Below are 18,764 nucleotides of genomic sequence, written 5' to 3'. Positions count from 1 at the left end.
AATACAATGAAGTCTCAGGCGACAAACTTGTTATCTTCTTGCTTTTATAAATTTTTCTTAGCAAAATAAGACAGAAGTAAAAGGTGTAGCACCTTTTACTTCTGTCTTATTTCGGATGCACAGGTAGAAAATAGGTAGTGGGGCATCACCACATTGCGATAATTTTTTATAAATCGTTCTTTTACGAACATGCCATTACGAATGGCCACATTCATGGAGGCCAAATTAGTGTCTCGTATCGTTGACACAACCTCCTTAGCACCTAACTGCATAAAGGCATATTCTTTTACCGCCTTAGCGGCTTCTATGGCATAGCCTTTTTTCCATACATCATAAATTAAATGATAGCCGATTTCCAGATACATTTTATCTTGTACCATTTGATCGGTTAAACCACATTCACCAATTATTTTATTGTCATATTTCCGCACGATAGCCAAAAGGCCGTATCCTTTTTCTTGGTATAAACGCAAGTTCCACTGCAGCCAATTGGTTACCTCTTCATTTGAAAAAGCCCCCTCATAGGCATACATCACGCGTTCATCTTGCAAAAATTGCGCTAAAAATGCTTCTTCTCCAGCTTGCCACGGCCGTAAAATCAGGCGCTTTGTTTCAATTTCCATCTTCTTTCTCCTATTCTTTTAAAATTTAGCAGCAATAAAAATCCGAATAGACTATATACCAGCAAAAGCCTTGCTCTGTTGCTCATCATTTTGATAAACAAAACTGTATATATTTATTCGGGTTTCATGCTAATTTTTTACGGAGCGCTTCGTCTTATTTACGCTTTTTCTTTTTCTTTTGTTTTTTCATCATCCGATTCATGGCCATTTTACCCATTTTCCCTTTGATACCAGAACCAAACATTTGATCCATCCCAGCTGGCATTTGACCTTTTGTCATCTGCTGCATCATTTTACGCGCTTCTTTAAACTGTTTAATCATCCGGTTTACTTCAACGACTGAATTGCCAGAACCCGCTGCAATCCGCCGACGTCGGCTAGGATTTAGCAAATCGGGATTTTCCCGTTCTGCCGGTGTCATCGACATGACCATCGCTTTTTGACGTGCTATTTGTTTTGGATCAACTTTGACATTTTCAATTCCGGGCACTTGATTCATTCCAGGAATCATTTTTAGTAAATCTTCTAGTGGTCCCATTCCCATGACTTGATCCATTTGCTCAATAAAATCATTAAAGTCAAAGGTATTTTCCTTCATTTTTTTCGCTAATTCTTCAGCTTTTTTCTCGTCGTAATCTTGCTGCGCTTTTTCAATTAACGTCAGCATATCCCCCATACCTAAAATACGGCTTGCCATACGATCTGGATGGAAAACTTCTAAATCGGTTAATTTTTCACCAGTACCGGTAAATTTAATCGGTGCTCCTGTCACTTGACGAATAGATAGCGCCGCACCACCACGAGTATCACCATCTAATTTGGTAATTACGACCCCAGTAATACCCAGTTGTTGATTAAAACTATCTGCTACCGTAACTGCATCTTGACCGGTCATAGCATCGACAACTAACAGAATTTCATTTGGTTGCGCAATTTCTTTGATTTGTTTTAACTCGTCCATCAGCTTTTCATCAATATGCAGACGACCCGCCGTATCGATTAAAACATAATCATTTTTCTTTTCCCGGGCTAATTCCATCCCTTGACGCACAATTTCTACCGGACTAACATCAGTCCCCATATCAAATACAGGTACACTTAATTGTTGGCCTAAGACTTTTAATTGATCAATCGCCGCTGGTCGATAAACGTCTCCGGCAATCATCAATGGACGTGCTTTTTCCGTCTTAATTAAATGATTTGCTAGTTTACCGGCGAAGGTCGTTTTACCCGCACCTTGCAAACCAACCATCATAATAACTGTTGGGATTTTTGGGGATTTAATTAAAGTGGCTGTTTCACTTCCCAAAGTTTTGGTCAATTCTTCGTCAACAATTTTAACGATTTGTTGGGCTGGCGATAGGCTGTCTAAGACTTCTGTTCCAATCGCTCTTTCGCGTACATTTTTAACAAACTCTTTTACTACTTTTAAATTTACATCGGCTTCTAATAATGCTAGACGAATTTCCCGCATCATTTCCGTGACATCAGCCTCTGTGATTTTCCCTTTTTTACGCAACTTGCTCATGGCTTGTTGCAGGCGTTCTGTTAGATTTTCAAATGCCATTGTCTTCGTTCCTTTCAACTAAAAACTATTCATCGATTTCTTGAAGTTCCTGCAAAAATTTCGGCAGCTCTTCATCTTTAGGATAGTGGGCTTTAATATAACTCTCGGCCCGGTCCAAAACTTCGCCGCGCACAATATAATCGGAAAATAGATGTAATTTGCGCTCATAATCTTCCAAAATTTTTTCTGTCCGTTTTATATTATCATAAACTGCTTGACGACTCACCTGAAATTCTTCGGCAATTTCCCCTAGTGAAAAATCATCTGCATAGTATAGCTCCATGTAATTCATTTGTTTTTCGGTCAAAAGTGTGGAATAAAATTCAAATAGTGCATTCATCCGATTCGTTTTTTCAATTTCCATGAAATCCCTCCTATCATGAAAAATTTAATCTGCCGCTATAATTGATAGCAGGTGATAATTATTTTCTGAATAAACTTCTAACCCCTGATTAATAAAATAGGCGGTTGCAACACCTACACCCTTTTGCTGATTGCCGCTAAAAGTTCCATCATAAATTTGTCTACTCCCACAAGATGGGCTACGCTCTTTTAAGATTAATCGGCTAATTCCAGCAGCTTTTAATTTCTCATAAGCCACAATCGCTCCTGTCTTATAAGCAGTCGTCACGTCTACTTGCTGACAAGAAACAACTCGTGCTTTTCCATTCCAAACATCAAAACCATCGCCACCGATAATTTCAGCAGGATCTCTAGGCGTACTTAAACCTCCCATTACTTCTGGGCAGACCAGCACTGCTTTATTTTCTGATACTAGCTTGGCCAATTCGGCAATTTTTTGTGTCTTTCCATCGTAGCGGCAAAAGATGCCACCTAAGCAGGCGCTAATCCCCAGCATACACTTCTCCTTGTTTGTAAAATTTATCATTTTAACCCGAAACGAGTCATTAGTTTTCGTTTCCTCTTTTTTACTTATTCTTAAAAGAAAGTAGAGTTGTACTAAAAGTTGATTTAACGCCCTTTATTATAGCATTATTTCTGTCCCTAAAATAGTCCCCACCCCGTTTCTATGCTAAAATAAAATTACCTGAAAATTTTACTTAAAAGGTAAAACAGAGCATAAAGGAGTTTACTATGAAAAAAGTGTTAATCGTGGACGATGAACCTTCTATCGTTACGCTGCTAGCTTTTAACTTAGAAAAAGAAGGTTATGTCGTGACCGCCGCAACAGATGGAAATACGGGGTTAGAGCTAGCCTTAACCAAAGATTTTGACTTTATTATTTTAGATATTATGTTACCAGGTATTGATGGCATTGAAATTACCAAAAGATTACGGCAAGAAAAAAAAGAAACGCCCATCTTATTATTAACTGCAAAAGACGACACTATCGACCGCATCTTAGGACTGGAAATTGGTGCTGATGATTATTTAACAAAACCCTTTAGTCCAAGAGAAGTCTTAGCACGCATGAAAGCCATTTTCAGACGTATGCGTCCGGCAGAAAAACAGAAAAATTCAGAAATTGAAAATACCGATGATGAATTAACAGGTGAAACCTTACAGATTGGCACTATTAAAGCTGACCTTGATAATTATGAAGTGACTGTTAATGATGAAAAAATATTTTTAACCCCCAAAGAATTTGAATTATTGGTGTACTTTATGAAAAGAAAGGATCGGGTTATTGATCGTGATACACTATTAGATCGTATTTGGAATTTTGACTTTGCTGGTCAAAGTCGCATTGTCGACGTACATGTTTCCCATTTACGTGAAAAAATTGAAGAAGATCCTAAAAATCCTCGTTATTTACTGACTGTTCGTGGCTTTGGTTATAAATTTCAGGAACCGAAACTATGAAGAAAAAGCGTTTACTGGAATACTTTCTTTGGTTTTTTCTCCTATTGATTGTCTTTTTTAGCGCTTGGCAACTCATTAGCGGCTTTTTTGAGCATCAAGTCTTGAGCCAACAGCAAACCTATTTAGAAAAAAAAGGAAATTTACTTTTACGCATTGCCTCTGAAGATGACTATGATGAAAAAAAGTTACGGATATTAAGTCAGCATTATATTGAGCATGCAGATGAACGAATCACTTTTTTATCTCCCACTGGAGAAATTATTTTTGATACTTTTGATAATACCCTTTCTGGCACACGTTCTAACCGTCCTGAGGTAAAAACAGTTTTAGCTGGTGGTAAAATTGGCACGGCATTACGAAAAAGCGCCACATTAAAAAAAGAATTACTGTATGTTGCAATCCCCGTTAAAGCCGAAAATCACTTAGTTGGCATCTTACGAATCGCGGAAAGTACCCATAATTTTATGGTCCAAGCAAGAAGTGTACGAAACTCAATTTTAACTGTATATCTCGTTTTATGTGGCTTGATTGCAGTAGTAGTTTTCTATTTTTTGCGTCAAAAAAATCGTCCACTTGAAACGCTCCTGCCGGCAATAAAAAAAATGGTGGCAGATCCTAGTCGGACGGAAATTATTATGCAAACCACACCGCAATGGGAAGAATTGTATCAAGCTTTAAATCAATTAAGTGAACAGATGGCAGATACGTATAACGCCTATTCGGCTACCGAGCAACAACTCCATACTCTTTTAAACGATTTAATGATTGGTATCTTTATTGTAGATAGTGAAAACAAATTGGTGATGATAAATCCCGAAATGAAGCGTCAATTGAATTTATTTCATCATTTACCTGCAAATGTGAACTTTGCTGAAGTCATTAAAGAACCCCAATTAATTCAGCTGGTTTATCGCATTTCTTTAAAAAATCCTTTTTTGCATGAAGAAATTCGCTTGCATGGAGAAAGTGATCGTGTTTTAGACATTGACGCCAGACTTTTTAATGACGAACGTCAAATTTTAGTTATGTCTTATGACATGACCCAAGTTCGGCAATTAGAAAAAATGCAGCAGGATTTTGTCAGCAATGTTTCTCATGAGTTGAAGACTCCGGTTACTTCCCTCATTGGTTTTACTGAAACTCTGCTAGATGGAGCCAAAGAAGATCCTGATACTACCACCGCTTTTTTACAAATTATGGAAAAAGATGCAAAACGATTACAAGCTTTGATTCAAGATATTATCCAACTTTCAAAAGGCCAACAAGCATTAGATTATCCTGTTCAACCGGTTGCGATTTTCGAAATTTTAAATCAAATTACAGAAAATTACGCTGCCCAATCCAAGGCAAAAGATTTAACGTTAGAGCTAATAGGAGATGTGGACTCTACTTGGTCTACCAAAGTGGCTCTCTTTTATCCGATTGCCAAAAATCTAATTGAAAATGCCATCAAATATTCGCCAGAAGGTAAAAAAATTACCATTCATTATGCTGCCACAGACGTTTTGACTTTAGTCGTCTCCGATGAAGGTGTTGGCATTGACAGTGATGACCAACAACGCATTTTTGAACGTTTTTATCGCGTCGACAAAGCACGGGATCGTCAATCAGGCGGCACAGGTTTAGGACTTGCTATCGTGAAAGAATCGGTGGAAAAATTGGGGGGAAAAATTGAAGTACAAAGTCACCCCGGTGTGGGTTCAACTTTCACCGTTACCTTACCCGCCCTCTAAAAATATTTTTCAAGAGTAATAACTGATAAATTAAAATCCCCGCAGCAAAATTTCATTTGCTGCGGGGATTTTACTCTACATTGGGGAAAGTTTTAATTGCTATTTATTTTGTGTGACTTTTCCGTCAACAGAACGCTCAATTTTCATTGATGTAATTGGTAAATAACCTAATTCTTTCACTGGCCCATCTTGAATATCCGCGGTTAAAAGATAATCTAAAAATTTTTTCACCTCTTTATCCGGTTCACCTTTAGTATACATATGTTCATAAGACCAGATTGGCCATTTGTTGGTGGCAATATTTTCAGCTGTGGGTGCAATATTATCAAGTGAAAGTTCCTGCAAACTTTCATCAATATAAGAAAGTGCCAAATAACTGATTGCTCCTGGTGTTTGGGCGACAATTTTCTTTACGGTACCAGATGAGTCTTGTTCTTGAGATTGGATAGCGGTTGCACCCTCCAGCCCCCATTTTTCAAAAGTTGCTCTTGTACCACTACCAGAAGCGCGATTAACAACGGCAATTTTTTCATCTTTTCCGCCAATTTCCTTCCAATTGGTTACTTTACCAGTAAAGATCGCAATTAACTGTTCTTTGGAAATATTTTTTACGCCAACTTCTTTATTCACAACCGGTGCCATTCCAACGACTGCGACTTTATGATCAACTAATGCTTTGGCATCAACACCCTCTTTTTCTTCGGCAAAAACATCTGAATTTCCAATTGTTACTGCTCCGGCAGATACTTGGCTTAAACCAGTTCCACTACCGCCCCCTTGGACTGTAATTTGATAAGTGGGATTTTGACTTTCAAAACTTTCTTTAGCGGCATCTACCAGTGGTTGTAAGGCAGTCGAACCTACTGCTGTTATCTTTGCACCACTATCTTTGTCTGCTTCCTTTGCACTTCCTGTATTTCCATTTCCACACGCCGCTAACAAAAGCGTTGCGACAGCAGCCGTAGCCACTAAATAAACTTTTTTCACATTTGTCACTCCTTTTCTTTAGTACAATTTTAGTTTACACAAGCTTTGTAAACTTGCCTTAAGGAGCTTGTAAAGATTCTATCAAATTATGTAAAGATTATGTAAATGCAAAAATACGTGAGCTTATCTCACCCTGAATATGAAAAAAAGGACTATACTAAAGTCAGTAAAAAAGTGTTCCAATTAGAAAGGAATTGATTATGATGTTAGAAATTCATTACAGTGTAGCCGGTGCAGAAGAAGTAAAAAAATATGATAAAGCCAGTGACTTCGTCGGCGCTCAATATAAAGAAGTACCGGATTTACAAGATAACTATCAAGTAACAAAAGTATTGTTAGATGGCAAAGAAATTGAGTTAGACGACAAAACTATTGGCGGCTTATTCAATTACTTAAACAAGTAGGAACTGTGCATTTTGAATAGTTTAAAACACGCATGAAACAAATGTTTCATGCGTGTTTTACGCTCTAAAATTAAAAAGCACAAAAGCATAGAGTAAAAAAGCAGTTAATCCTAAAAATAAAACTGTTTCTCGCTGATCATGGTTAGGATGAATCAAAGCATACAAGCGTTCTTCTCGACTTTGGTCTTTATGTCTTAAAAAGTGAATGAAGGTATAAAAGATGCCTGCAACAACAAACACCACAAAAAAGCACACAAAATGTTGCAACCTCGTTGCCAAGATCATTACCATAGTAGGAATAAAGAGTAATTGTTCAAAAAAGATGATACCCTGCCGATAACGACGAAAAATTTCCAGCACTGTGTATTTCATCGATTTCTCTCCTCCTTTATCAATAAGCCTATAGTCTCTTTCTCCTCTATTTTACCGTAGTTTACATCCTTTAGGTTTCTCGGTATAATTAAATTATAATTAATTTAAAATGAGACTACAATTACGTTGAAAAGTAGGTGCTGGCCATGCAATTAAGTAAAGAGCAAACAACCCGCCTGTTAGAACAAATGGATTTCATTACTTTTCAGGAAAAAGTAATAGAATATTTTGATGGGGAAGAAGTAGATTTTAACGTCTATTACATTAAAAATCGTAAAAATGGTTCTGTTTTAGCTACCACTCCGAAATCTGCTTATTTGGAAACAAACGAAGGAATTGGTAAACGTTATGTCATGGGCTATGCAAGTACATTATGGGAACAATTTGCACCCGTTGACAAAGAAGATTTTGTCGCACGCCACGTAAAAGCTTTTTTTGATCAAAATAGTCATCTTTCCAAAAATTATGATGCGTTGGTAAAAGACATAGAATTGGGCGCAAAGTATCGTTTCTTTTTACTAGAACCACTACTGCGGGATTTAGAATTATGGGCTGAAAAAAGAGCCCACGACCTCCAAGATAAGAAAAGACACAGCTCACCTATTTTAAGAGAACTCATGCAATTAAAGAATACGCAGTTTGAGAACTTTTGTGTTCACCACTTTGAGATTGCAGATTATTATAATCAGCTCGTATTATTAGTTGAAAATCATCCTGTCTGCTACTTAAGTCCTGATTATGAACTGACAAATTATGGTTATGCCGTCGATTTTTGGCTTCACTATTCTGGTGAAGATACAAGTGTTGATTTAGAAGAAGAACTGAATGCTTTTGTGACCTCTTTTTTAAATGGCGATCAAAATTATCACAGCCGCTTTTTATCAAGCATTAGTATCCGGCAAGAATTAACAGAAGAAATCTTATTGAAAATCAGTACTTTGTTAAATGATTTGGAGTATTGGGCTACACGCCGCCTGGCAAAAAAAGTGGAATTATAAAACGACACTTTCGCTTAAATACCGTACTTTTTTATCTCCATAAGCAAATAAAAAAATGATGGTAGCTTTTTACATCTCAGTCTGGAAATTGAAATGTAAAACAGGGCTACCATCATTTTCATTATTTTTGTGAAAAATATTTTGTTAGACGTTTCATAGCTTCTTCGAGTTGTTCCATGCTTGCAGCATAGCTTAAGCGAATATACCCTTCTGCTTCTTTACCAAAAGCAATCCCCGGAATAACTGCCAGTTTCGCTTTTTGTGCTAAATCTACACAAAACTTCATCGAATCTTGTTCCATTTGCTCGGGAATTTTCGCAAACAGATAAAAGGCTCCCGCTGGTTTTGCCACCTTAAACCCTAATTCTGTCATTTTTTCATATAAGAAATCCCGCCGTACGCGATATTCTTCTTTCATAATCAAGCCATCATCGATACCTTCAATTAAGGCGTGGACTGCCGCTCTTTGTGAAATTGTCGATGCTGCTGTCACCAAATACTGATGGACTTTAATAATTTCACGTGTCAGCTCTTGGGGAGCAAAAATAAACCCTACTCGCCAACCCGTCATCGCATGTGATTTTGATAAACCATTAATTAGAATTGTTTGCTCCCGTAAAAATTCAGCAATGGAGACATGTTCTTCATCATAGGAAAGCTCACTATAAATTTCATCGCTAATCACAAAGACAGGATATTTTTTTAAAACAGTTGCTAATGCTTTGACTTGCTCTTTGGAATAAGTGACGCCGGTTGGATTACTTGGGTAGTTTAAAATTACCGCTTTAACTGCGTCTTTGTGTTCACGTAAATGTTTTTCCAACACTGTCGGCGTAAGGACAAAATCATCAGCAGTAGTATCCATATAAATTGGTTGCGCATCCGCTAAAGTGATTACAGGTTCATAACCAGGGTAAATGGGCGCTGGTAATAGAACTTTATCCCCCGGATTTAAAATAGCCAATAATGAAGCAGAAATGGCTTCAGTTGCGCCAATAGTGACTAAAACTTCGCTAGTATAATCATATGAAAGTTGATACTTTTGTTTTAAAAAAAGGGCAGCGGCTTCTCTAACATCTGCTAAACCAGACATCCCTGTATAGTGACTATAGTTTTGCTCAATCGCATCTTTACCAGCTTTTTTTACATGATCCGGTGTATTAAAATCCGGTTCTCCCAAAGTCAATTTTAAAATATCTTCGATGCCCGAAACTTTTTCATCAAATTGACGAATTAAAGATACTGCAATTTGATAAACTTGTTTATTAAAACGCTGGGTTAAATCCATCTGCTTCACTCCTTTTAGATAGTAGCTTTTGACGATGTTTTACATTTTATGTTTTATCCTACCACAAAATAAAAAGAAGCGGCAATGAAATTTTCATTTATCTGCTGCCCGCGTGTCACACAAAAAGAAAAAAGTTGCCTTTAAAGCGGGGTCTTGGCCTAGCTTTTTAGAACAACTTCTTCATTTTAAGTAAAATAAACGTAAAAATCGATTGCGACATTACTTTGTTAATTCTGATTCTTTAGCTAAGAAAGCTTTCGCTTCTTTATTTACAGCTTTCAAATCTACCCCTTGTTGCTTTGCTGCAAAAACACAACCACAGTAACACTGGCGATAAACATCATATTCTTTGCACATTTGAATGGAACGCTCGTAGCCTTTGTTCTTTTTAAAGTCACTGGGCAAGTAATTGACGCTGTAGATTTTTTGAATATCCATGCCAATTTGATTAATTAATTGCGCATTTTTCTTTGGTGAAATCGTCAATGCACTGCCAAAATAATCATATCCTCTTTTTAACGCTTCTTCAGCAACTAAATCTAAGCGCATCTGGAAACAAGCAGTACATCTTTTGCCACCTTCAGGTTCATCTTGCAAGTGATTTTCTTTAATAATTGCCAAAAATTCATTAGGCTTGTATTCTGCTGCAATAAACCCCACAGCGGCACCTGTTTTTTCGTTAAAATCTTGCACAAATTTCTTTTGAACGATTAAACGACGCTCATATTCACTTTTGGGATGAATATTTGAATTAGCAAAATAGATGGTCACATCGGCATATTGCGTTAAAAACTCTAATGTATACGTACTACAAGGAGCACAACAACTATGAATTAAAATATTAGGGCGTTTTTCTTCTTTTTCCCACACTGTAATCATTTTTCGTAAAACATAATCATAATTAATTTTTTGATTTTTCATTTTATCTAAAATTTGATCTGCTTCAATCATCAACTTATCTCCTTACTCTCTAAATAACAGATATTTCAAAAAGGCTGCAGGTTTTATACCAACTACTCTTTTTTATAGCGAATGTAATCGGATCATAATTAATTACCCCAACAACCTTAATTTAATCTTATCCGCACCAAAATATCGAAAAAATAAAAAGCGTTGTATTTCATTTATAAAAGAAATGAATAAGAATTTTATTAATTTTAGAACAATCCTATTAAATAACGTTGTTTTTATCATTTTTAGTGCCTAGAATGAATTTATAGATTGACTAAAGTAGTCATCTTCCAGCATGACTGCTCATTCATATTAAATCAGGAGGTACATGATGTCAAAAACATTTTTAAAACTCCCCGTAATGTTTTTTGCAATTCCTTTTGTTTATTTATCCTTGCTTCTTGATACATATTTTCATTCCATGTTTGGTTTTTTATTTACCTTACTTTTTTCTTTGGCTGTGGGGTTTTATTTCAAAGCGTGCGATCATTTAATTTTATGGTTATTAGGCAATATTCTTTCTACAGTAATTTCCGTTATTTTACAAGCGCAGCATCCTGAGTGGCATTTCTTTTATCAACCTTTTAATCCTGCATTTTTGGTCTTATTTTTATCTTTATTGTATTTGATTCCTCAAGTGATTGGCATTATTTGGGCTACGAGTTTACAAATTCATCTTTCCAAATAAAAAAACTTCGCGATCTTTTTTAAGATCGCGAAGTTTTTTATAATTCTTTTAAATGAATTTTTTTTATAATCAATTTGTCAAATAAACTAGAAGTACTATCTTGCTCCCCAATAACTTCAGCAACAATTGTTTTGCCTTCATGTTTTTTCCGTAATTGATAGACAATTTTTCCACTCTCTTTGAGTTCAGAAATCATATCAACTACACCACCAAACCCGGTTTTACGCGTGATAAAGCCTAATGCTACCATCCGCTCATCTAAATTTTTAGCTGAAATAGTAGCTCCGGTAATCAAGGCACTGCGCATTTTACCTAGAAATTCTTCTAATCCGTCAGCTGTTTGTAAAGCATCTTCTTCTACTTCAGGGCGATTATGAAGTTCCATTAGTAAATTTTCATATTGTTCTTGAGTCAGCATCACACCTGCCACTTTTTCACGATTAAAAACGTAAACAGCTGTCCCTGCTTCTCGGGCCTGATTAAAAACATCCATTGGAGATTTTTTCACTTCGGTAATAGAAGTCGTCGGCACCTCTAACTTTTTCAGTTCCATATTGCTTCCTCCTTGAAAAATTCCCACTATAGAAAAGGCAGTAATCAAGAAGCACTGCTTTTTTTATTTATCAATTCCATAGCAAAGTAGTTCAACGAACACATTATAGCACAAATGCTGTCAAATACGTTAAAGTTGCGGGAAATATCACAAAATCGCGTTTTTCTTGAAACTGTTTCTCTATTTACCACTTGCTTTTGTCGTACTTAACCATTTTCCATGCCAACTTTTCCTTTACACAATTCGTGACAAAGCGCACCACGGCTCTTGTCGTGGTGCGCTCGTATTCGTGATTTAAAACAGCATTTTTTGCATTTCTTGAGTCTCTTTTCCATTAGCCAAAGCTGAAACGTAGGCCGCCATATTTTTGAAGGAATCATTTAACCCAATTCCGCCCTTTTTAGGCATTTTTATAATTGCCACTCGTTTTTCATACTTTTCAACTGCTGGATTCTCTTCTGACATTGCAGCTGCTGCAGGAATACCATGTTTATTCAAAGCTTCTGCAAGGCTGGCTGCCATTTCGCCAAAATAAGGATAGTGCATTGCAGGCCCGCATAAAACAGCATCAGCCCCGAATTTTTTAGCAAATCCAATAAATTTCTTCTGCACTTCCGCTTGATGTCCTTCATAATATTGATCCCCGCAAAACAGCGTCGCAATAATCTCTGCGTCATGTTCTTTAAAGAGTGGATTCAAGGTTTGTCCCGGACCTAAAGCAGTTTTTTTTCCACTGGGTGCCAATTGTGCATTTTCATCACTACCCATGCCTGCTTGCACATGATTTAAAATTAAAATAATTTTTTTCAATTACATCACCTGATTCTTATAAGTCGTCGAAGTCAAAATCATCAAAACTGATGTCATCGTCTTCTTTTTTCTCGCCAGCTTCTTTTTCTTCTCTTAGATATTGATCATCCATTACTTTAATAAACGGGTAATAAATGAACATTCCCAACACGATTAAAATAGCCTGTAAAATTGCAGCTTGCCAGCCACTCACTAAAAATCCGGAAATAATCGGTGGTGTAGTCCATGGCAATTGAATCCCATTGGTATAATTTACTAAGCCTAAATCCATACAAAAATAAGAAATAATGATATTAATCGTTGGTACCAACACAAACGGTACTAAAATAATCGGATTTAACACAATTGGTAAACCAAAGATGATCGGTTCATTAATCCCAAAGATACTTGGTACTAATGATAACTGGGATAATTTCTTAATACGTTGACTCTTACAAAAGATAATCATTACGATAATCAAGGACAACGTCGATCCACCGCCACCAAAGGTTGCAAACATATCCTGAAACTGACCGGTAATGATATTAGGAATTTCTTTTCCAGCTTTAAAGGCATCCATGTTTTCTACAGATAATGCGCGCAACACTGGGTTAAAAACTGCACCCACAACAGAAGAACCGTTGATACCAAAAAACCAGAAGAAATGTAAGAACAAATAAGCAATAATCATTGCACCTAATGTATTTCCTAAACTTAACAATGGTGTTTGTAAAAATTTAAATAGAATTTCTTGTAAGTTCCCATAAGGTGTTGCATGTGCAATCCAATTAGCAATCATCATAACTGTTACGATTACAAAACTTGGAATTAATGCTTCAAAAGATTTAACAACAGTTGGCGGCACGCCATCTGGCATTTTAATCGTCCAGCCTTTATTTAACAGGGCTACAAACATCCGCGTTGCAACCAATGCCACAACCATGCCTAAGAACAAACCACTTGATCCCATCCAACGTAAAGGTAAGCTGGCAACATCATAAACTTCTGTCGCACCTTCTGGAGTAAAAGGAGTGGAAAATGGCGTTACGATGAAAAAAGAAACCAATGAAATAATAGCTGATTGCATCGCATCCACATGGAACTGTCTACCTAAGCTATACCCAATACCGGCTACAGCTAAGATTGTCATAATATCAAAGCTGGCAGTTGCCGGCATATTTAACATTGAAGCCCAGTTATCCCCCAAGAAAGAACTCATCATTTCATTCCAGTTTGGAATTGGGAAATTAGTTAAAACTAAGAATAGTGAACCAACAATTAACAAAGGAGTAGAAAGCAAGAAACCATCTCGAATAGCAATTAAATATTTATTTTCCCCGATTGCTTTTGCCATTGGTGTCAAAACTTTTTCCAACCAGTTCAGAAACTTTTGCATTTTAACGCCTCCTGTTTAGTTTTTATTTATTTTTATTTTCTTTGATTAACTTCAACGCATCTTTTAGCGCACGCTCACCATCCATCATGCCATAAGCTTCAGTGGCAATCGTGCCCACAGGGATTCCTTGTGGTTCAAAAGTGGATTTCATTTTGTCGTCCAAATGGCGTACTTGTGGGCCTAATAAAATAGCAATTGGTTTTTCTTCAGCCACTTTTTCTTCTGCTCGAATTGCTGGAAAAGCTTCAATTTCAATTGGCATATTGTGTTCTTTTGCCACTGTCATCATTTTATTCACCATAATACTTGTTGACATTCCTGCTTCACAGAATAAATAAATTTTCTTTGTTGACATGTTATTTCCTCCTAATTTTTACCTATTTTTATTTACAGCAACCTGTTAAAAAAACACGTTGTTTATACCGGTGCTTTAATCCGTTTTTCGTATGCATCTAACCATTCTTGTGTGATAGGTTCGATTACCGTTGTTTGATTTGGGCCAGGGTTGGCAATATAAATCGCTGGCTCTTCATCTTTTGTTGCAACACTGAAGGTAAATTCTACATTTGTCGCAACGCCCCAACGTCCTTTTTTATCAAGAGCGACAAGTGAAAAAGCCCCTGCTTTACCATAGCGTTTTGTCAGACGATCACTAAATTCATAGACTGCATAATCACAAGCAGCTTGCGGGGACATTCCTTCTTTCATCAAACGGACGATTTCATAAGAAAGACAGCCTTTCATTAAATCTTCCCCTAGTCCCGTAGCCGCAGCACCACCAATTTCACTATCTACATAAAAGCCAGAACCTGATAATGGTGAATCGCCAACACGACCTCTTTTTTTCATGAATAAACCCGAACTTGATGTGCCAGCCGCCATGCTGTTGTGTTCATCTAAAGCCACAACCCCCACTGTATCGTGACCATCATAAGGACTCAAATTTGACTTGGCAATTTCTTCTACTCGTTTTTCCCAGATTTTTCGTGCGCGTGGTGTCAGCATATTCTTGATTTCAAAACCATTTAACATGGCATACTCTGTGGCACCTTGACCAATTCGAAAACTGTTAAATTTTTCCTCACTCAATTTACGAGCAACGGAAATCGGATTTGCCACATCTACAATTCCAGCCACTGCACCAATTTTGTATGTATCGCCGTCCATAAAGGCTGCATCCATTTCTAAAATTCCTTGTTCGTTTGGCAAGCCACCATAGCCAACAGATTTATAAAACGGATAATTTTCTACGGTTTTAATTGTTGTTTCTAAAGCGTCACCGGCAGTGGCTTTTTTTGTTAACATTTCTTTTGCTGCCACAATTCCATCATGCGCCATTCGCCATGTTGCGATAATTCCCCACATACTCTTTTCCTCCTATATAATCAGTATAGCGTTTTCTTACTTGTGTATATTCTATATAGTATATACCAGTATGTCTATACTGTTTTTTAATTTATCTCAATTTTTTTATCCTTTTATCATTTTTTAAAAGCGTTTTCAATTTCTTGCTGCTTATTTTTCCCCAAAAAAAACTAGGAAAAAATCCTCCCTAGTCTTTTCTTTACCTATTTGCTTAACAGCGCTTGAATACTGCGAAGATAAATTTCCAAGTTCATTTTTAAATCACTGACATCCATGTACTCATTGGCATTATGGGCGATTCCTTTTTGCCCGGGAAATGAAGGACCAAAAGCTAAGATATTAGGCATTTTCCGCGCATAAGTAGCCCCGGTAGTCGTTACAGGACGGCTATCATTACCGGTTACTTTCGCATAAATAGCGGATAACTTTTCAATTTCAGGTGAATCTTTTTTGTGACGAATTCCGGGTAAACTGCGAACAATATTTACAGTGGAATTTTTTGGTACTTGTTTTAACACACCGGCTACGACTTCTTCTTGAGTAGACGAAACAGGATAGCGAAAAGCAATTTCCAATGACAAACCTTCGCTATTTTTTTGTAAAATAACTGGGGTTAAAATTAATTTTCCCGAATCTTCATCGGACAGTGCTAAACCAAGACCTTCACCATAATGTTGGTCTTTTAATACCTTGGTTAACCAAGTAAAGTATTGCTTTAACGCGACACTTAAGTCATTTTCTTTTGTGAGTTTTTCTGCTAATAAAACAATGGCATTCACGCCTAATTCAGGCGCATTTGAAGGCGCACGTTTTCCTTTTACAGTCACTTCATTTTGGTTTACAGTAACGCTCAATTCATCTGGAACGTGATCTCTGGCTTGATCGCCTTTAAACTCCCCTAATACCTTTAATTCTTCAGCTTTAAAATTTGTTGCTATTTGGATATTTACAATTCCACGCTCGCCGTAAACCACCGGATATTTACAATCGGGAGTAAAACCAAAAACAGGTGGTTTTTCTTTGGCTAAGTATTGGGGAATATCAGACATCCCACTTTCTTCATCGGTTCCAAACATAATTCGAATCGTTTTTTGTGGTTTAAAACCGGCATCTTTTAGCAGTTTTAGCGCATAAAAACAACTCATGATAGGCCCCTTATTATCCAAAATACCGCGACCATAAAAGCGTCCGTCTTTTTCACTTAAATCAAAAGGTGGAAAGTCCCAACCATTTCCAGCTGGAACGACATCTAGATGTCCTAACACTCCGATATAGTCTTCATCTTCTCCCCACTGAACATACCCCACAGCATTATTTACTATACCTGTTTTAAACCCATATGATTTGCCTAAATCCAAAACCAAATCAACGACACGCCGCGGTTCAATCCCATAAGGTGCATTTAATTCAGGTTTTCCTTTAACACTGGGAACTTGCATGACTTGTTGCAAAACTTTTAACAAATCAGGCCAGTTTTCCTCAATGAGTTTATTAACTTCATCCATCTTTTTAATCTCCTTTTTCAAAATTATTTAAATACTATTTTTGTCTTACTAAAGTATTCTTAAAAGTATATTTATCGGCACGATAAAAAGAAGTATCATACAAGATTGGCTTTGCAGAAGGAGAATATGTCATCGAATGAACGAGCAGTAAAGGTTCATCTGTTGCCACTTCCAATAATTTTGCTAAATCCGGTGTGACTTTTACCGCTTCGACTTCTTGATGAGAATAGCCAATTTCGATATGTTGTTCAATCACTTGATACAAAGAAGCGCGTAATTGTTCTTTTGTACAATCCCCTAGATAGCGCTTTAAGATATATAAATTTTCAATTGTCATAGGCTCTTCATCAAAATAGCGTCGTCTTACCAAATAAACAATTTCTTCATTTGCATAGGCGCCAAAAGCCTGATAAATTTTCTCGGGTAAGTGGGTAACCGTTTCAAAATGTAAGATTTCAGTACGCGTCGTTTTCCCTTGTGCTTTAGCAGTCTCGGTAAAACTTTGTAAACCGCCGGAACCACTTTGAATTTTGGGTTGTTTCATGACATATGTACCTTTGCCTTTTTCTTTCATCAAAATGTTTTGTTTAATCAATAAATCTACTGCTTTTCGGACAGTTAGACGGCTACATTGAAATTCTTCTGCTAAATCATACTCAGAAGGTAGTTTTTGACTCGTAACATAGATTCCATTTCCGACACGTTGCGCAATTTCTGCGGCAATCTCTTCAAATACTGCTTGTTTTTTCATCTTTTCCCTACTTTCTTACCACTCATAAAAGGTGCGGTTGGCGCTTACCCCTGATGCTACACTAATAAAAGCGTGCTGATCAAAATCAGCAATCACTTTTTCTACTGCTTTTAGTTCCCGCTTAGAGATAACTAATAATAATAATTTTCTTTGCTGGTGGTCAAATCCACCTTCAACATTATTAATTACTGTAATCCCTCGTTGAAAATAACTTTGCAAAACACCTGTTAACAAGGATGCTTTTTCAGTTACTATCATCACTTGCACTCGTTTTTGTTTGGCATTCACATAATCGACCATACGCCCACTAATAAAAAAGGAAACAGCACTATAAAAAGCATAGGGGAAACCATATATTAAACCAGCAAAGATTTGCAACGTCACATTATAAAAAATAAAAAACGAACCAATACTGCGACCGGTTGCTTTTTTAACTAAAATGCCGAGAATATCTAATCCTCCCGTCGAAAAATCGCTATTTAGCGTGAGACCCACGGAGAAACCATGAAGAACACCACCAAAAACCGCACAAATCACCGGATCTGTTGATAAGTTGACGACCGGTATTATTTTCATCATAATAGAGGTTAAAACAACAGCAAAAATTGTAAACAAAGTAAATTCACGATCAATCGCTTTAGCTGCAACCGCTAACAATGGGATATTAAAAAATAAGACCAGTAACGGAATAGAAAAATCAAAGTGTAACTTATCTGCCAACACTTGTGATAAAAGCTGCGCTGTGCCCGTGATACCACTCGCATATATTTTGCCTGGTATCCAAAACATATTTAATGCAATAGTTGATAAAAAAGCGTATAAAATGGCGATTAGTCCTTTTTTTATTCGTTGCTGTTGCATAAAACACCTCCAGATTCCTCTCGACATTTAGTATATACTACAAAGTATATACTGTCACGATTTTTCCTCTCTTTTTTTAATCTTCATTTTTTTGCGTACCACTGCTTAA

The 18,764-nt window shown here is 36.8% G+C and carries 21 protein-coding genes; 5 read left to right on the top strand and 16 right to left on the bottom strand.

Annotation, left to right across the window (positions count from 1 at the left end):
* Positions 1-95: 95 nt before the first annotated feature.
* The 4 genes from RK01_RS01525 to RK01_RS01510 all read right to left on the bottom strand — a co-directional run bounded on the left by RK01_RS01525 (position 96) and on the right by RK01_RS01510 (position 3,049).
* Positions 96-623: a GNAT family N-acetyltransferase gene (locus RK01_RS01525; protein WP_016171537.1), complete on the bottom strand. Its 528-nt coding sequence runs from the start codon at positions 621-623 to the stop codon at positions 96-98.
* A 154-nt stretch (positions 624-777) separates the two neighbouring features.
* A complete protein-coding gene (ffh, locus tag RK01_RS01520; protein ID WP_016171536.1) occupies positions 778-2,190 on the bottom strand; it encodes a signal recognition particle protein in 1,413 nt (470 codons plus the stop codon).
* A gap of 25 nt (positions 2,191-2,215) precedes the next feature.
* Complete coding sequence (locus RK01_RS01515) at positions 2,216-2,554, bottom strand: putative DNA-binding protein (protein ID WP_016171535.1); 339 nt, start codon at positions 2,552-2,554, stop codon at positions 2,216-2,218.
* A gap of 24 nt (positions 2,555-2,578) precedes the next feature.
* Positions 2,579-3,049: a 2-thiouracil desulfurase family protein gene (locus RK01_RS01510; RefSeq protein WP_016171534.1), complete on the bottom strand. Its 471-nt coding sequence runs from the start codon at positions 3,047-3,049 to the stop codon at positions 2,579-2,581.
* Positions 3,050-3,285: 236 nt separating this feature from the next.
* On the opposite strand from RK01_RS01510, the gene RK01_RS01505 reads away from it, so the two are divergent.
* Positions 3,286-4,014 carry a response regulator transcription factor gene (locus RK01_RS01505; RefSeq protein ID WP_016171533.1) on the top strand — a complete coding sequence of 243 codons (729 nt, stop codon included), beginning with the start codon at positions 3,286-3,288 and terminating at the stop codon, positions 4,012-4,014.
* The gene (locus tag RK01_RS01500) at positions 4,011-5,747 is read left to right on the top strand and encodes a sensor histidine kinase (RefSeq protein WP_016171532.1); all 1,737 of its coding nucleotides are present in this window, start codon (positions 4,011-4,013) and stop codon (positions 5,745-5,747) included. The genes RK01_RS01505 and RK01_RS01500 overlap by 4 nt, the downstream gene beginning before the upstream one ends.
* 99 nt (positions 5,748-5,846) lie before the next feature.
* Here RK01_RS01500 and RK01_RS01495 read toward each other — a convergent pair whose 3' ends face one another.
* Positions 5,847-6,734: a phosphate ABC transporter substrate-binding protein gene (locus RK01_RS01495; protein WP_016171531.1), complete on the bottom strand. Its 888-nt coding sequence runs from the start codon at positions 6,732-6,734 to the stop codon at positions 5,847-5,849.
* Between the two features lie 203 nt (positions 6,735-6,937).
* On the opposite strand from RK01_RS01495, the gene RK01_RS01490 reads away from it, so the two are divergent.
* A complete protein-coding gene (locus tag RK01_RS01490; protein WP_195516269.1) occupies positions 6,938-7,138 on the top strand; it encodes a hypothetical protein in 201 nt (66 codons plus the stop codon).
* Positions 7,139-7,195: 57 nt separating this feature from the next.
* Here RK01_RS01490 and RK01_RS01485 read toward each other — a convergent pair whose 3' ends face one another.
* Positions 7,196-7,510 (bottom strand): hypothetical protein, encoded by a 315-nt coding sequence (locus tag RK01_RS01485; protein WP_016171529.1) that lies wholly within the window; start codon positions 7,508-7,510, stop codon positions 7,196-7,198.
* 146 nt (positions 7,511-7,656) lie between these two features.
* Here RK01_RS01485 and RK01_RS01480 point away from each other — a divergent pair, with 146 nt between their 5' ends.
* Complete coding sequence (locus RK01_RS01480; RefSeq protein ID WP_016171528.1) at positions 7,657-8,508, top strand: hypothetical protein; 852 nt, start codon at positions 7,657-7,659, stop codon at positions 8,506-8,508.
* Positions 8,509-8,629: 121 nt separating this feature from the next.
* On the opposite strand, the gene RK01_RS01475 is transcribed toward RK01_RS01480, so the two are convergent.
* Together RK01_RS01475 and RK01_RS01470 are read right to left on the bottom strand one after the other, a co-directional pair.
* On the bottom strand, positions 8,630-9,796 hold the full coding sequence (locus RK01_RS01475; RefSeq protein ID WP_016171527.1) for a pyridoxal phosphate-dependent aminotransferase: 1,167 nt from the start codon (positions 9,794-9,796) through the stop codon (positions 8,630-8,632).
* A gap of 219 nt (positions 9,797-10,015) precedes the next feature.
* Positions 10,016-10,747, bottom strand: a complete 732-nt coding sequence (locus RK01_RS01470; RefSeq protein WP_016171526.1) for an epoxyqueuosine reductase QueH — start codon at positions 10,745-10,747, stop codon at positions 10,016-10,018.
* Between the two features lie 331 nt (positions 10,748-11,078).
* Here RK01_RS01470 and RK01_RS01465 point away from each other — a divergent pair, with 331 nt between their 5' ends.
* Positions 11,079-11,435, top strand: a complete 357-nt coding sequence (locus tag RK01_RS01465) for a hypothetical protein (protein ID WP_016171525.1) — start codon at positions 11,079-11,081, stop codon at positions 11,433-11,435.
* Between the two features lie 37 nt (positions 11,436-11,472).
* Here the strand turns inward: RK01_RS01465 and RK01_RS01460 are convergent, their stop codons facing one another.
* The 8 genes from RK01_RS01460 to RK01_RS01425 form a co-directional block, all read right to left on the bottom strand.
* A complete protein-coding gene (locus RK01_RS01460) occupies positions 11,473-11,988 on the bottom strand; it encodes a hypothetical protein (protein ID WP_016171524.1) in 516 nt (171 codons plus the stop codon).
* 294 nt (positions 11,989-12,282) lie between these two features.
* On the bottom strand, positions 12,283-12,798 hold the full coding sequence (locus RK01_RS01455; protein WP_016171523.1) for a GrdB-related putative oxidoreductase: 516 nt from the start codon (positions 12,796-12,798) through the stop codon (positions 12,283-12,285).
* A gap of 16 nt (positions 12,799-12,814) precedes the next feature.
* Positions 12,815-14,173 (bottom strand): PTS cellobiose transporter subunit IIC, encoded by a 1,359-nt coding sequence (celB, locus tag RK01_RS01450; RefSeq protein ID WP_016171522.1) that lies wholly within the window; start codon positions 14,171-14,173, stop codon positions 12,815-12,817.
* Positions 14,174-14,195: 22 nt separating this feature from the next.
* Positions 14,196-14,528, bottom strand: a complete 333-nt coding sequence (locus tag RK01_RS01445; protein WP_016171521.1) for a PTS sugar transporter subunit IIB — start codon at positions 14,526-14,528, stop codon at positions 14,196-14,198.
* 62 nt (positions 14,529-14,590) lie between these two features.
* A complete protein-coding gene (locus RK01_RS01440) occupies positions 14,591-15,538 on the bottom strand; it encodes a glycosylasparaginase (protein WP_016171520.1) in 948 nt (315 codons plus the stop codon).
* 203 nt (positions 15,539-15,741) lie between these two features.
* Positions 15,742-17,043: a Sapep family Mn(2+)-dependent dipeptidase gene (locus RK01_RS01435; protein ID WP_016171519.1), complete on the bottom strand. Its 1,302-nt coding sequence runs from the start codon at positions 17,041-17,043 to the stop codon at positions 15,742-15,744.
* A 34-nt stretch (positions 17,044-17,077) separates the two neighbouring features.
* A complete protein-coding gene (locus RK01_RS01430; RefSeq protein WP_016171518.1) occupies positions 17,078-17,794 on the bottom strand; it encodes a GntR family transcriptional regulator, LSA1692 subfamily in 717 nt (238 codons plus the stop codon).
* Positions 17,795-17,809: 15 nt separating this feature from the next.
* Positions 17,810-18,655 (bottom strand): YitT family protein, encoded by an 846-nt coding sequence (locus RK01_RS01425; RefSeq protein ID WP_016171517.1) that lies wholly within the window; start codon positions 18,653-18,655, stop codon positions 17,810-17,812.
* Positions 18,656-18,764 lie beyond the last annotated feature (109 nt).

Source organism: Enterococcus dispar ATCC 51266 (genome assembly GCF_000406945.1).
Classification (GTDB): Bacteria; Bacillota; Bacilli; order Lactobacillales; family Enterococcaceae; genus Enterococcus_C; species Enterococcus_C dispar.
The sequence above is the reverse complement of the archived record's forward strand: the minus strand, read 5'-3'. Positions and strand labels throughout refer to the sequence as shown.